This is a genomic window from Dyella sp. 2YAF14 (assembly GCF_052114725.1).
Lineage (GTDB): Bacteria > Pseudomonadota > Gammaproteobacteria > Xanthomonadales > Rhodanobacteraceae > Dyella.
Genome location: NZ_JBFRFH010000008.1, coordinates 101,786 through 118,259, shown reverse-complemented (window position 1 = coordinate 118,259; position 16,474 = coordinate 101,786). Strand labels below are relative to the sequence as shown.

The 16,474-nt window shown below is 62.4% G+C and carries 5 protein-coding genes and 1 tRNA gene; 5 read left to right on the top strand and 1 reads right to left on the bottom strand.

Annotated features, from left to right (window positions below; genetic code table 11):
- Positions 1-5: 5 nt before the first annotated feature.
- On the top strand, positions 6-2,702 hold the full coding sequence (gene metH / locus AB4Y82_RS13360; RefSeq protein ID WP_441603659.1) for a methionine synthase: 2,697 nt from the start codon (positions 6-8) through the stop codon (positions 2,700-2,702).
- A gap of 235 nt (positions 2,703-2,937) precedes the next feature.
- Here the strand turns inward: metH and AB4Y82_RS13355 are convergent, their stop codons facing one another.
- Complete coding sequence (locus AB4Y82_RS13355) at positions 2,938-3,279, bottom strand: lipid-A-disaccharide synthase N-terminal domain-containing protein (protein WP_441603658.1); 342 nt, start codon at positions 3,277-3,279, stop codon at positions 2,938-2,940.
- A 132-nt stretch (positions 3,280-3,411) separates the two neighbouring features.
- On the opposite strand from AB4Y82_RS13355, the gene AB4Y82_RS13350 reads away from it, so the two are divergent.
- The 4 genes from AB4Y82_RS13350 (at position 3,412) to AB4Y82_RS13335 (ending at position 16,428) form a co-directional block, all read left to right on the top strand.
- Positions 3,412-3,486 (top strand) — tRNA-Val (locus AB4Y82_RS13350).
- Between the two features lie 632 nt (positions 3,487-4,118).
- Positions 4,119-5,765 (top strand): ShlB/FhaC/HecB family hemolysin secretion/activation protein, encoded by a 1,647-nt coding sequence (locus tag AB4Y82_RS13345; RefSeq protein WP_441603775.1) that lies wholly within the window; start codon positions 4,119-4,121, stop codon positions 5,763-5,765.
- Positions 5,766-5,824: 59 nt separating this feature from the next.
- The gene (locus tag AB4Y82_RS13340) at positions 5,825-16,090 is read left to right on the top strand and encodes a two-partner secretion domain-containing protein (RefSeq protein WP_441611390.1); all 10,266 of its coding nucleotides are present in this window, start codon (positions 5,825-5,827) and stop codon (positions 16,088-16,090) included.
- On the top strand, positions 16,087-16,428 hold the full coding sequence (locus AB4Y82_RS13335; RefSeq protein ID WP_441611388.1) for a DUF6966 domain-containing protein: 342 nt from the start codon (positions 16,087-16,089) through the stop codon (positions 16,426-16,428). Before AB4Y82_RS13340 ends, AB4Y82_RS13335 begins: the two co-directional genes overlap by 4 nt.
- Positions 16,429-16,474: the final 46 nt, after the last annotated feature.

The following is a 16,474-nucleotide window of genomic DNA, read 5'->3' as shown; positions in this document are numbered from 1 at the left end:
TCCCGATGATGCCCCGCTACACCCGACTCTCCGGCCTTGAACCGCTGGTCATCACGCCCGACCTGTTGTTCGTCAACGTCGGCGAACGAACCAATGTCACCGGCTCGGCGCAGTTCCGCAAACTGATCAAGGAAGAACGCTACGAGGAAGCCGTCGATGTGGCGCGCCAGCAGGTGGCCAACGGCGCGCAGATCATCGACGTCAACATGGACGAAGGCCTGATCGATTCGGAAGCGGCGATGACGCGCTATCTGAACCTGATCGCCGCCGAACCGGACATCGCCCGCGTGCCGGTGATGGTCGACTCCTCCAAGTGGACGGTGATCGAAGCCGGCCTGCGCTGCCTGCAAGGCAAGGGCATCGTCAATTCCATCTCGATGAAGGAAGGCGAAGAGGTTTTCCTCGAACACGCGCGCAAGGTGCAGCAGTACGGCGCCGCCGTGGTGGTGATGGCGTTCGACGAGCAAGGCCAGGCCGACACCTGCGAGCGCAAGGTGGAAATCAGTTCGCGCGCTTATGAGCTGCTCACCACCAGGCTCGACTTCCCGCCCGAAGACATCATCTTCGACCCGAACATCTTTGCCATCGCCACCGGCATCGAAGAACACAACAACTACGCGGTGGACTTCATCGAAGCCACGCGCGAGCTCAAGCGCCGCTTTCCGCACTCGCACGTGTCGGGCGGCGTGTCGAACGTGTCGTTCTCGTTCCGCGGCAACAACATGGTGCGCGAGGCGATCCATTCGGTGTTCCTCTACCACGCCATCAAGGCGGGCATGGACATGGGCATCGTCAACGCCGGCGCGTTGATGATCTACGACGACCTGCCCGAGGACCTGCGCGAGCGCGTCGAAGACGTGGTGCTCAATCGCCGTTCCGACGCGACCGAGCGCCTGCTGGAAGTCGCCGATCAGTTCAAGGCGAAGAAGGGCGAAGTCATCGTCGAAAACCTCGCCTGGCGCGACAAGCCGGTGCGCGAACGCCTGAGCCACGCCCTGGTGCACGGCATCGACCAGTACGTGGTCGAAGACACCGAAACCGCGCGCCTGGAAACCTCGCGCCCGCTCGATGTCATCGAAGGTCCGCTGATGGATGGCATGAACGTGGTCGGCGACCTGTTCGGCGCCGGCAAGATGTTCCTGCCGCAGGTGGTGAAATCCGCCCGCGTGATGAAGAAAGCCGTGGCCCACCTCATTCCCTATATCGAGGAAGAAAAGGCGCGCACCGGCGATGCCGGCAAGTCCAACGGCAAGATCGTCATGGCCACCGTCAAGGGCGACGTGCACGATATTGGCAAGAACATCGTCGGCGTGGTGCTCCGCTGCAACAACTTCGATGTGATCGACCTGGGCGTGATGGTGCCCACGCAGAAGATCCTGGAAACCGCTATTGCCGAGAACGCCGACATCATCGGCCTGTCCGGCCTGATCACGCCGTCGCTGGAGGAAATGAGCCAGGTCGCGCGTGAAATGCAGCGCCAGAATTTCACGATACCGCTGATGATTGGCGGTGCAACGACGTCACGCGCGCACACTGCGTTGAAGATCGACCCGCATTACAAGTCGCCTACCGTGTGGGTAAAAGATGCCTCGCGCGCGGTGGGCGTGGCGCAGTCGCTGTTGAGCAAAGAGCTGGTCGACAACTTCATCGCCAAGGTGCAGGCCGAATACGCCGAAGTGCGCGAACGCCACAAGCATCGCGGCGCCGGCAAATCGCTGGTATCGCTGGAAAAGGCCCGCGGACAACGCTACACCACCGACTGGGCGAACTACACCCCGCCCCAGCCCAAGCAGCCCGGCATCACCGTGCTCGACAACTACGATCTTGCCGAACTGCGCCAGTACATCGACTGGTCGCCGTTCTTCAATGCGTGGGAACTGGCCGGCCGTTATCCCGCCATCCTCACCGATGAGATCGTGGGCAAACAGGCCACCGAACTGTTCAACGACGCGCAGGCGATGCTGGACACGCTGATTGCCGAGAAGTGGCTGACGGCGCGTGGTGTGATTGGCTTTTGGCCGGCTGCATCCGTGGGCGACGACATCGTGTTGTACGCGGAGGCGGAACGCTCAGGCAAGCCTCTGGCCACCCTGCACCACCTGCGCCAACAGGTCGACAAGCCCACCGATCGCCCCGACTTCTGCCTGTCCGACTTCGTGACGCCCAAGAACGCTGGCAAGCAGGACTGGGTCGGCGGCTTCGCCGTCACCGCCGGCATCGGCATCGACGAACACGTGGCACGCTTCGAAGCGGCACACGACGACTATTCCGCGATCCTGCTCAAGGCCCTGGCCGACCGTCTCGCCGAAGCCTTCGCCGAGCGCCTGCACCAGCGCGTGCGCCGCGAGTTCTGGGGCTACATGCCCGACGAGTCGCTCGACAACGTCGCACTGATCGAAGAGAAATACACCGGCATCCGCCCCGCCCCCGGCTACCCGGCCTGCCCCGACCACACGGAAAAAGGCACGCTGTTCCGTTTGCTCGACGGCACCGTCAACGCCGGCATCGAACTGACCGACAGCTACGCCATGTTCCCCACGGCCGCCGTCTCCGGCTGGTACTTCTCCCACCCCGACAGCCAGTACTTCGTCGTCGGCCGCGTCACCCGCGAACAAGTCGACGATTACGCCAAGCGCAAGGGCTGGACGCGCGAGCAAGCCGAGCGCTGGCTGGCGCCAAATCTGGACTACGACCCGGATTGATCAACCCGCCGATTGGCGTCTGCCCATAAGAGCGCTCCCCTTGCGGGAGCGCTTTCTTTTCTGTGGGAGCGCACCCTGTGCGCGACGGCCCACCGAAGCGGCAACGCCCGATGCCGCGGTCGCGCACAAGTGCGCTCCTACAGGTGATAGGTCGAGCTACGAAACTTGTAGGAGCGCACTTGTGCGCGACCGCAGAGCCTCGTCGTTACCGCTCCGCCCGGACGTCGTACCGTGGTCAAACCTCACTCTCAACCAACTCCCGCCGCCTAACCTCACGCATATGCACCACAAGGTTATAAATCGACACAAACGCCGGGAAGAAATTGGAAAGAATGCCCACCGAGTCGTTCTTGCCAAAAATGAAATACGACAGCAGCAACGCACTGCCAACCACCGACAACCACCAGAACGACAGCGGCATCACCACCCGCTTGAGCTTGCGCGTGTAGTACAGCTGCACAAACCAGCGACTGGTGAACATGATCGAGCCCAGCAGACCCACCATCTTCCAGGGCGTAAGCTCAAAGCGGCGCAAGGCTTCGAGGACGTGGCTGAGTTCGTGGGTCAGGAAGTCCATGGACGGCAGGCCGATAGCTGAAAAGCCGGATATTGTACTCGCCCACCTTTCAATCGCCTGCCATCCTGAGCACTTTTTTTGGCCGGGAGGCTTGACCTGCTAGGCGGCTCCTAATATATTTCCGGGCTCGGCGGGCGATTAGCTCAGCGGTAGAGCACTGCCTTCACACGGCAGGTGTCGCAAGTTCGATCCTTGCATCGCCCACCATCGAATCAAAGACTTAGGCCACCTCACAAGGGTGGCCTTTTTCTTTTCCGGTCCGCCGCGTCAGAAAAATCGGACCCAAAAGTCGCCATCTCTGCCGCTTGATGGTCCGCCATTGCCACGCCCTTTCGAGGGCGCGAACCGCGAAATGCCTCAGGGTGTGTCGCAGCATTTCCGGCGCCCCGCCCTTTTGATAGACGCGCCGGCGGTACGCCTGCGTTCTCAAAACTGACGCCCCAAGCCGCGCACAGCAAACTTCATCGCTGCCATCCCAGCGATGACATCCACGATCCGTTTGAGTCTGCAACGTCGGCGCATCGAGATAAATGTCTTGCGCTCTTTAGGACGCGTCCGATAGCCGTCGCACCGGCCGATCCATAGGCTGCTCTAGCCCTCTGACGCATCGGTTTCCCAACCCCGATCTGGCAGGACCGATGCGCTGGATGGCGCAGTTCGCGGAGAGGTGCGCCGTTTCGATTGCCCCGACAAGCGCCCTCCCGGTCCATGGAATTCATCACGTGATGGCTACGACTTTCGGTCGTGGCCATCGCGCGTCCGCGCGGGAAGGTGTGCAAGTGATTCAAGCAACGAAGATCGTCGGCTCGTGGCTGGTATTGGCGAGTGTGTGCCTGCCGATGACCGCAGCAATGGCGCAGTCAGCCGACACGGCCGCACAGGAACTCTTGCGCCAACAGGAACGCGAACGCGCGCTGCGCGAGCAACAACAGACTTCACCAGATGTGCGTCTGCCCACAGCGGCGCAAGCGCATGTCGATCGCCTGCCCACTGACGAAACACCCTGCTTTCCGATTCACACCATCCACCTGGAGGGCGACGACGCGGGCGCCTTCGCCTGGGCCGTGAGAGCTGCCAGCGCGCCGCATGACCCTGCCACCGGCCGCTGCCTGGGTACGCGTGGCATCGACATGGTGATGAAGCGGATACAGAACGCGATCATTGCGCGCGGCTACGTCACCACGCGGGTGGTGGCCATACCGCAAGACCTCAAGGCCGGTGTGCTGACCTTGACGGTTATTCCCGGTCGCATTCGCGCGATCCGATTCGCGCCCGGCACGGATGCCCGTGCCACTTCCTGGCGCGATGCCCTGCCCGCCCGTCCCGGCGATCTGCTCAATCTGCGCGACATCGAGCAGGCGCTGGAAAACTTCAAGCGCGTGCCTACGGCTGACGCAGACATAAAAATCGTGCCGGCCGATGGCGACTCAGCGCCCGGCGAAAGCGATCTGATGATCGTGTGGAAGCAGTCATCGCCTATGCGCCTGGCAGTCACGCTTGACGACTCGGGCAGCCAAGGCTCCGGCAAGGTGCAAGGCGGCACCACGCTGTCGCTGGACAACCTGCTGACCTTGAACGACCTGTTCTACGCCAATCTTGGGCAGGACGTGTTTGACGGCGACCGCAAGGGCACGCGCAGTTACACCCTGCACTACGACCTGCCCTACGGCTATTGGTTGCTCGGCGCCACCGCCAGCAGCTACGCGTATCACCAGACCATTGCCGGCTACGCGCAAGACTACGTCTATAGCGGTACCAGTCATAACGCCGATCTGCGCCTGAGTCGCCTCCTCTATCGCAACGCCACCATCAAGCTGAGCGCGTACGCGCGTGCGTGGGAGCGCGATTCCAACAACTTCATCGACGACACCGAAGTGCTGGTGCAGCGTCGTCGTCAGGCGGGCTGGGAAGCGGGCTTTACCTATAAGCAATTCATCGGTACGGCGACGCTCGACCTCGACGCGGCATATCGCCGTGGCACCGGCGCATTCAACGCATTGCATGCGCCAGAAGAGTCCTACGGTGAAGGCACCTCGCGTTCGGAAATCATCACCGCTGATGCCACGCTCACCGCGCCGTTCCAACTTGGTGATCAGCGCTTCCGTTACATCGGCAGCTGGCGTGCGCAGTGGAACCAGACGCCGCTCGTTCCGCAGGATCGTCTTGCCATCGGCGGGCGCTACACCGTGCGCGGCTTTGATGGCGAACTGCAGCTCACCGGTGATCACGGCTGGCTGATCCGCAATGACCTCGGCTGGATGGTTGGTGGTGGCCAGGAACTGTATCTGGGCGCTGATGTGGGTCACGTCGGCGGACCGCCCACTGCGTGGGAGTTGGGTCAGACCTTGGCCGGTGTCGCGCTCGGCTTGCGCGGAGGCTGGCATGGCTGGGCATGGGATGTCTTCGTCGGTGCGCCCATCAGCAAGCCCCACAGCTATCGCACCGCCAATCCCACCACCGGATTCAGCCTGAGCTGGTCGCTCTGACCAGTCTGAACACCTCTCGCTTTTGCCCGCCTGCCGCATCGCTTTGAAGGACCTCACGGATGAACAAGCACCTCTATCGCATCGTCTACAACCACGCCTTGGGTCTATTCCAGGTCGTGTCGGAATTGGTGCGCAGGCCAGGAGGCGGTGCATCGGCCAACGATGCCTCGATGACGACCGCCACAGTGCGACCGGTCAGTCTGAGTCTGTGGGTCGCGTTCGGCTGGATCGGCTTCGCCTCCCTGGCGACGGCCGGACAGATCGTCACCGACCCGAATGCACCGGGCAATCAGCGCCCCACGGTGCTGGGTTCATCCGGCGCGGCGCCGCTGATCAATATCACCACACCCAGCAAGGCCGGCGTGAGCCGCAACACGTATAGCGATTTCAGCGTGGACTCTGCCGGCGTGGTGCTCAACAACTCGCGCACCAACACGACCACGCAGCTTGCCGGCACCGTGGCGGGCAATCCTTGGCTCGCCACAGGCACGGCCAAGGTCATCCTCAACGAAGTTAGCGGCTCCAATCCGAGTGCGCTCAATGGCTACCTTGAAGTGGCCGGCGATCGCGCGCAGGTGATCATCGCCAACCCGGCCGGCATCAGTTGCGATGGCTGCGGGGTGATCAACGCCAACCGTTTCACGCTGACCACGGGTACGCCAGAACTCAACGGCGGTGCACTGGATGGCTATCGCGTCACCGGCGGCGCTGTCCAGATCGGCCCCAACGGCCTGGACGCGACGCGCGCGGATTACACCGACATCATCGCGCGTGCCGTGCAAGTGAATGGTGGCATCTGGTCGCCGCAGCTGCAGGTAACGACCGGCAGCAATCAAGTGAACGCGGACCAGTCCCAAGTCACCGCTATCACGGGAACTGGCGAGAAGCCCACGCTGGCGCTGGATGTGAGCGCGTTGGGCGGCATGTACGCGAACAAGATCGTCCTGCTGGGTACCGAGAACGGTGTCGGTGCGCGCAACGCCGGCAGCATTGGTGCCAGCGCCGGTGACCTGGTCGTCACCATTGATGGCCGTATGGAGAACAGCGGCAGCCTGCAGTCGCAGGGCAACACGCAGATCAGTGCCACAGGCGGTGTCACCAATACGGGCACCCTCAGCGCGGCGCGCGAACTCGCACTCACCACGCCGGCCGACGTCGACAACAGCAGCGGCACCATGAATGCCGCGCGACTCGCCGTCGATGCCGTTTCGCTGCGCAATGTGGGTGGCACGATCGCCCAAACGGGCTCGCAAGGCATGACGCTGGACGCGGGCGCCCTCTCCAACCGCAACGGCGGTCGTATCGGTGCGGCGGAATCGGCTGCGGGTGGCTCGACGGGCGCATCTGGCTCGACCGCCGGCCAAAGTGGAGGGTCGGGCGGTGGTGGGAGCGCAAGCGACAGCGGCGGTGGCACGGTGTCTGGCGGAAGCACTGCACCCGCCACACCCATCATCCCGCTGGCCGACGGCATCCTGCACATCAGCGGCCTGCTCGACAACGACGGCGGCCGCATCAGCGCCGCGGCCGGCTTTGATCTCGACAGCAGTACAGGCCTGTCGAACGATGGCGGCCAATTGGAACTGCGCCAGCTGACGCTCACTGGCGGCAACCTGAGCAACCAGGGCGGCACGTTGCTGATCGATGGCACCTCCACCATCCATGCGAATCAGATCAACAACGACGCAGGCAAATTGAACTTTGCCAGCGCCGTGGCCATGGACGCACAAGCCCTCTCCAACCGCAGCGGCACGCTGACGATGGCCGACAGCGCACCGATGACGTTGAGTGTCGCCGGCCTGTTGGACAACACCAACGGCACACTGGCCACCAACGCCACGCAGTTCACCTTGAACAGCGGCACGCTGATCAATGAGCACGGCACGATCAACCATGCCGGTAGCGACGGCCTCGCGCTGACCACCGGCGACTGGCACGGCGCTGGCGGAACCGTCGTTACCAGTGGTGCCGCTACCGTCAGTGTAGGCACAGTGGATCATCAGGGTGCCACGCTGAGCGCCACGCAACTGACGCTTCACGCCGCCAACCTCGACAACCGCGGCGGTGTCATCGCCACGGCCGGCGAAGCAAGCAACACGCTGCACGTCGAAGGCACATTGGACAACAGCGACAAAGGCGCCATCGAAACCAATGGCGATCTCGCCATCTCGGCCACGACCCTGGGCAATACCGGCGGCACCATCCAACAGGCCGGCACCACTCAAGGTCGCGCGGCCGGCACGCTGGCCATCGCCGCGACCACCTTAAACGGCCAAGGCGGCACGCTCGCCACCAATGGCACACTTGCCCTCAGCGGCACGACGACAGACCTGCGCAACGGCACCACTTACGCGCAGGCAGTGGCCATCGATACCGGCGTGCTCACCACGGCCGGTGGCACGCTACAAGCCATTGGCAATGGCGCCATGGTTGTGCGCGCCAACAGCGCCTGGGATAACACCGACGGCAAGGTCGCCACCAATGGCGCGCTGACGATTCAGGCCGGTGCCCTCGACAACACGCGGGGCACACTCAGCGCGGCGGGCTCGGACGCCACGCAGCTCACCATCGCCCACACTTTCACCAACTCGGGCGGCAAGCTGGCCAGCATGGGTGCCACCACCGTGCGTGCGGGCGCGTTACTCAATCAGGGCGGCACCATCCAGGCGGCCGCTGCGTCCCAAGAGGGGACTAGCTCCGCGTCGCCGCTTACGATCACCGCAGATGGCTTGTTGGATAACAGTGCACACGGCGTGCTGACCAGCGATGGCAACCTTACCGTCACTGCGTCCACGCTCGACAACACCCAGGGCACGATCGCCCACGCCGGCGATGGCGCGCTAACGATTGCCGCCGCCACGCTCAACGGCCAGAACGGCAGCATCGCCAGCAACGGCGCACTGACCCTCACGGGCAACACCACCAACCTGCGCGATGGCACCACTTACGCGCAGTCCATCGCCATCGACACGGGTTCGCTCACCACCGCAGGCGGCAGCCTGCAAGCGCTGGGCACCGATCCGCTGATGCTCCACGTCCACAACACGCTGGACAACACCAGCGGCACGATCGTCGGCAATGGCGCGCTTGCCCTTGACGCAGGCGCACTGACCAATCGAAACGGGCAGCTCACTGCCGCAGGTGCTGACGCTTCGTACCTGCGGGTCGCCGGGCTGTTCGACAACACCCGCGGCACCCTCGGCACGACGGGCGCCACCACGCTGCATGCCGGTGCGCTCGATAACTCCGACGGGAAGATCCAAGCCTTTAGCGCGGATATGTTCCATGTCACCGTAGATGGCCAGCTCACTAATGAGCGCGGTGCGCTCCAGACCAATGGTGCGCTCGACCTGACCGCTGGTGCACTAGGCAACCACAGCGGCACGATTCAAGCGCAACAAGCCATTGCGGCCCACGTCGCCGGCACGATCGACAACACGGGCGGCCTCATGGTGGCGGGCGGCGATCTCGACGTGCACGCGCAGAACCTGCTCAATCGCGACACGCTGACCATCGATCCTGCCGCATCACCGACCGGTCTGTACGGACAGCGCGTTACGCTCGATGCCGCCACCGTCGACAACAGGCAGGGCCAAGTCCAGGCGCGCGATGCCCTTTCCATCCAAGGCGACACACTCACCAATGTGCGTGGTGTGCTTGATGGCACCGGCGCGGTCAACATCACCGGCATGACGCTGGACAACACTGGCGGCCAGGTCAACCAGCGGGGTGACAGCGGCGCTCTCTCCCTCACGCTGAGCCAGGGCCTGACCAACATGCTTGGCGGCCGGATAGGCGCCGAAGGTGCAGCAAACCTGCATGCAGGCAGCTTCGACAACAGCGGCGGCACGACCTTCGCGCGCCACGACCTGAATGTCAGCACGGATGGTGACCTGCTCAACCGTAATGGCGGTGTGCTCCAGACCAACCATGCGCTCACGATCAATGCGTTGGGCACGCTCGACAACAGCGGCGGCAGCATGGGTGCCACGGACGCCGCCGCCATTGGTGCCGGCGCCATCGCCAATGTGGGCGGGCAAATTCTTGCTGGCAACAGTGGCAGCGCCGATGCGGCCTTACGAATCATCGTCAACAGCGCCATCGACAATCGAGGTGGCACGATCGGCGACCGGGGTGGTGATGCCACGGTTACGGCCGCCAGTATCGACAACAGCAGCCGCGGCACGCTAGTCGCGCAGCGTGACCTTAATCTCGACGCCGTCGGTACATTGAACAACAACGGTGGCACTGCCTACGCCACGCGCAAGCTCAGCTACCAGAATGGCAGCGCTACGCTCGACAACACCGGCGGCAAACTGGGTGCCGGCGATACGACGTGGCTTGATCTTGCCACGATCACCAATAGCAATGGGCGCATCCAGGCCAACACGATCTGGCTGACCACACCAACGCTAACCAACGACGGTGGCGAGGTCGACGGCTCCGCCGTCCATGCCACGCTGGCAAACCTCAATGGCCTGGGTCGCCTGTATGGTAGTGACCTACTCGATGCGAACTTCACCGGTGACTACACGCACCTCGTCAGCCAGCGCCTGGAAAGCGACGGCATCCTCAGCCTAACCGTGGCCGGCACGCTGACTAATCAAGGCACGCTGCAGACTGCAGGCGAGTTGGACCTCAGCGCCGCCCGCCTCGTCAATCTGGCCGGTGGCGTCATCAACGCCAGCAACGAGTCTGGCAACGGCGTGGTCCACATCGTGGCCACCGACTCCATCGACAATCAGACAGGTGCCTCGCTTCAGGGCGACAACCTTACGCTGAAAGCTCACGACGTCACCAACACCGGGGATATCACAGGCAACACCTTGCGCGTGGACGCTGCCACGCTCACCAATGGCGCGGACCTCGGTCAAACCACCGACAACGCGGCTTACCAAAGTGGCCTCATCGCCGCGGTCGATAATCTGTCGCTCTACATCACAGATACGCTACTCAACCGCGATGCCACGCTCTACTCGCAAGGCGATCTGATCATCGCCGGTAGCGACAGCGGCGCACGCACGCAGTCGGTGACCAATCTCTCAGGCGACATCGAAGCGCGTGGCAATCTGGTGCTGAGTTCGCAGCAGTTTGCCAACGCGCGCCGTGTGATCGAAACGAATACGTTCACGCTCTCACCGGCCGAGCAGACCACCAATGTGCAGACCGTCACGGCGCCCATGTACGTCTACGACGATCCGCTGGCCGCGCATCAAGTGCCCAACATCGATCCGGGCCAAATCGTCAGCGCTGCTCAAATTGCAAAAGCGCAAGCCTATTGCAGTGCCAACGAGGCATCCAACGACCGCTGCGTCTTCTTTCAGCAAGGAAACCATACGGGCGCTCCGGCCACCTACCAGAGCACGACCACCGACACACTGCTATCGGTGACCACCGTCACCGCTGCAAGTGCGGAAAGCCGCGTGCTTTCCGGTGGCGACATGGCGCTGGATGGCGCCGTCCTCAACAACGCCTCCTCGATCGCCGCGGGCCGCAACCTCGCCATCAATGGGCAGGACGGTGTCGCGAGTACCGATAGTGTGCAAAACATCAACTGGGTGCCGACGGGACTCATACAAACCACCGTAGACGACCAAGTTCAATCGCAATACCTCGTCCATAACCCTCGCACGTGGCTCCTGGGCGCGTGGTGGACCTACGACACCACCACCAGTTCGCAAACCGTATTGCTCCAACCCGGCAGCGTACCCGGCTGGATCACCTACGCCGCTGGCGATGGCTTGAAAGCATCGATCACCGCGGGCGGCGACCTGACCATCAACGGTGGCCCGATCACCAACACGGCCGTTGGTCGCGGCAAGACCGGTGACGCCATTACTCCCACTGACGTCTCCGGACCCGAGAGCAACTCACTCCATGACGTCCACGGCGCCGGAGCGGGCACAGTCGATCGCGTGACCGGCGCGTCCGGTGACACCGTCCATGGCGGCGGCAACACGTACAACGCCGCTGCACAAACCGTCGGCAACGCAACGCAGGCGCTACCCAACCTGGTGCCCCCGGCCAACGGCATATACAGCCAAAACGGAGACCCCGGCGCGCCCTTCCTGGTCACCACCGCGCCGCGCTTCGCGCATGGCCCGGTGACAAGCTCCGACTACCTGCTGCGCGCCTTGGGCGATGACCCTGGCAGCATCCACAAGCGTCTGGGCGATGGCTACTACGAACAAAATCTGGTGCTCGACCAGATCCTCCAATTGACCGGCCGTAAAACGCTTAACGGCGGCGACGGCCTGTCGCAATACACCGCCCTGATGAACGATGCGGCGGACGAAGCCGCGCGTCTTGGTTTGCAGTTGGGCGCCCCGCTCACCACCGCCCAGATTGGTGCACTGTCTTCGGACATCGTGTGGCTGGTCGATCAGGTAGTGAACGGCGAGCATGTACTGGTGCCGGTGGTCTATCTGTCTAAGGCCACCAGTGATGCCATGCACAGCGACGGCGCTCTGATGGCCGGCAACACGGTAAACATCCGATCGTCCGGGACGGTGCGTAACGATGGCACCATCACCGGCACGCAAGGCACCGCCATCAGTGCCGACACCTTGATCAACACGAGCACATTGAAGAGCGCGGGCACGCTGGCCATTGCCACGCGCAACGACACGATCAATGCGGGCACGCTCAGCGGCGGTGCCGTAAGCGTGATGGCGGGACGTGACCTGATCAATACGGGCGCCGTCACCAGCGCGAGCGATATGGCGCTCGTCGCCGGTCGCGATCTCACCACAGGCGCGGTACCCATCCAGGCCAATGGCAATCTCAGCCTGGTCGCCGGTCGCGATCTGACCGCCACGGCCAGCACGATACGCGCGGGCGGCAATGCCCAACTCGTCGCTGGCAACAACATCACCCTGGATGCCACCGGCCATACGACCCGCACGCAAAGCAGCCAAACCGTCCAGGAAAACCTCACCCACAACGTCACCGGCATCAGCGCGGGCGGCAACTTGGCGCTAGTCGCCGACAACGACCTCACCAGCTATAGCGCGCAGCTCAACGCCGGCAACCAGCTGGGTGTGGCGGCAGGCAACGACATCCACCTCAACACGGTCACCGACAGCCAAAGCGTGACCAGCATCAGCACCTCGGGCCGTACCGTCACCAAGACTGCGACCTACGACGAGAGCGTGCGTGGCACCACGCTGAGCGGCACCAACGGCGTCGTCGCCACCGCAGGCCACGACCTCACCGCTACTGCGGCCACCATCAGCAGTACCAACGGCGCCATCGGCCTGATGGCCAACAACGATCTCACGCTCAACACTGCGCAGGAAACCCACAGCAGCGTCACCGATACCAAGAAGACCAGCGGTAACGTCATCTCCAACAGCAGTACAGGCACGCACGATGCGGTCAGCGATAGCTACGCCATCGGCACCACGGTCAGCGGTAACAGCGTGACCATGGCCGCCGGCCACGACCTGACGGCCACCGCCGCGCAAATCGTCGCCGATCACGACATCGTGATGGCCGCGGGCAACAACCTCACGCTCAACACCGCAACCGACACCCACACCGAAGAGCATAGCGTCAGCAAAACCAAGAACGGCCTGATGGGTGCCGGCGTGGGCGTGATGGTGGGTCAAGCCAAGCAGAGCGAAACGGCCACCATCACCCAGACCACGCCCGAAGGCACCACGGTCGGGAGTATTGGCGGCAGTGTGACGATGAGTGGCGGCAACAACGTGCACCTTACTAACGCCACCGTTCTAAGCCACACCGGCACCGCCATCGTGGGCAAGAACGTCACTATCGATGCGGCGATGGGGACGATGGACGTGACACAAACCCAGAAGCAAAGCAGTAGCGGCCTTACCTTGAGTCTGGGCGGCGGCGGCGTCTCAGCGGCCCAAGGCGCGTATGCCTCTGTGCGTCGCGGGAGCGAAGTCAAGGACGATCGCCTCAAAGCGCTATACGCCGCCCAGGCCGGCTATGCGGTCAGCGACGCCGCGCCCGGCGTGGCGGCGATGGCCAATGCCGGCAGCGCCAAAGACGCCGCCTCGGCGAGCGGCGTCAACCTCCAACTGGGTATCGGTGGCAGCAGCGCCAAAGCCGCCACCACCTCGCACGACGAAACCGCTTACGGCAGCACCATCAAGAGCAACGGCAATGTCTTGATTGCCGCCACCGGCGGTGATCTCAACGTGATCGGCAGCCAGATCAGCGGTGACAACGTCGCCCTGGCAGCCGCCAACAACATCAACCTACTCAGCCTAGCCGAAGATCACACGCTCAAAAGCGAGAACAAGAACGCCAGCGGCGGCGTGGGCGTGCAGATCGGCACGGATGGCATAGGCTTCTACGCCCAGGCATCGGCTGGTAAGGGCGATGCCCACGGTAACGGCACCACACACGCCAACACCAGCGTGGATGCGAAGAACACCCTCTCGCTAGTCAGCGGCGGCGACACCACCATCCAAGGCGCCCAAGCCAAGGGCAATTCCGTGCTGGCCGATATCGGCGGCAATCTGAACATCCGCAGCGAACAAGACACCAACGACTACGCTAGCAAGCAACAGCAGGCCAGCGCCAAGGTCGTGGTCGGCTACGGCGGGAGTGTCAGCGGCAGTTACAACCAGAGCGATGTCGATAGCCACTACGCCAGCGTGACCACCGTCAGCGGCATCGGGGCAGGCGATAGTGGCTACACCATCCGCGTCAAAGGCAATACCGACCTCAACGGCGGTGTGATCGCCAGCACGGCCGATCCAGCCAAGAATCTGCTCGACACCGGCAGCCTGACCTTTGCCAACATCGAGAACAAGGCGGACTACAGCGCGAGCAGCTTTGGTGTTGCCGGCGGCACGGGTGGTGCGGCGGGCGGCCCTAAGGGCGTCGCCCCGAACATTGGTATACCGCAAGGGGACGACAGCCACAGCATCACCAAGGCCAGCATCGCTAGCGGCACCATCATCACGCGTAACGGCGAGACCGATCTGAGCGGTTTGGATCGCAACACAACGCTGGATCAGCAAGGGCTTAAACCCATCTTCGATTTGCAGAAGGCGCAAGAGCAGCAGGAGATGGGTCAGGTTGCGGGGGCCGTCGGTTTCCGTGCTGCGGGCGACATCGCCGGAAAGATGGGCTGGCCCGAAGGCAGTACGGAGCGCACCGTACTGCATGGTGTTGTGGGTGCCGGCGTGGCTGCGTTGGGCGGCGGTGATGTGATCGGTGGTGCGGCGGGCGCAGCTGCTAATCAACTCGCGATCAACGGCATGGCGCAGTACCTCGTCGATCAGGGCTATGACCCCAAATCAGCGGAATTTGCCACGATGTTGCAGGCTGGAAGCGTGGCCATCGGCGCCGTGGCGGGCGGTGGTGCAGGTGCGGCTACGGCGCTGGATGGTACGCAATACAACTATCTAACGCATCAGCAGGTGGATGCACTCAATAAAGCTTGCAAGGGCGGCGGTGCATCAGCTGCTTGTCAGCAGGCCGTCGCTGACGCAAATAAGCAATCTGATCAACAAAATACCGCAATGGTCGAGACCTGTACGAACAACCCTTCTGGGAATGCATGCCTGAATGCAATGAGTGAAGCCAAGGCCTATAGCACGGGCGCATATTACGGTTTTAATGGTAGTCAACTGGCCGGTGCGGGCGCTCTGATGACCAAAGACGTAGCCACCAGCTACGAGGCTTACAAAGAGGCCAATTATCAAGCAACCCCCATACTTCGCTATGGCAATCCAGTAGTCGACGGAGTCGTGAAAGAGATCTTCTCGTTGCTCGCCTGCGGCGGCTGCGACGTCGATTACAAGGCACCTACAGGATCGGGAGAGGTGACGCCGGTCGCGTTCCCGGGCGAGGTATTTCTCTACGGCGCGCGAGTTCCGGCAACTGCAAAGGTCGAGGGAGAAGCAGCCAGCGCCACAGGCAATACAGGTTATATGTTTGATGCAATGAATCCCGGGCCGCTGTCGAATGAGGCTGCTGGAACATTTGCTGGCGGGCGCTATAACGTTGGAGTAATCGAGGCAACGGACGGTGTACTTTATAAAGCCGGAGATGCAGCCAATGCCGGTGGATCGTACTTTAACTTCTTCCCTCCGACGAGCGTGACCCAGGCGCGTATTGACAATGCCGTGTTGCCAAATTGGACGAATATGAAAACGGGAGCGTTAACGGGACGGTCGCCGATGAACAGCGTAATCACCGCAGACTTTCCGGTCGGAACGGTTTACTACTATGGGCCGGTCGGGTCGCAGGGTGGAGCCTATCTCGGCAACAATTACAACATCCAAATATTCATTCCAAATGGAAGAAGCATTGGCACCTTTACGCCAATAGGACCTTTGCAATGACGAGAGAAGAGCAAATTAGGCTTTTGATCGACAGCTTGCGAGGGATGGTTTCCCTGTTGGAACGAGACTCGTCTTGCGGCTGGGTACGCCACTTTAAGATGAGTTTGGACGAAGCAATTGATCTGTCAATAAACGGCTGGAATGAACGGGATCTCGCTGCATTATCATCGTCAATCAGATCTGTATATGCGGGAATGGGTTCATTTAATGACTATTTTCCGGCACGCTACGATCCTGCCACAGGTCGCTATGCTTCGTTTCCGTGGGCTGATCAATTTGATCGACTGCGTGCGAGCACATTCAACCAGGCGGTCGCTCTCGTTGTTCGAACAAAGTAGATATAACTTAAGATTGTCCCGTCCACGCCTGAACAAAAAGGCGCCA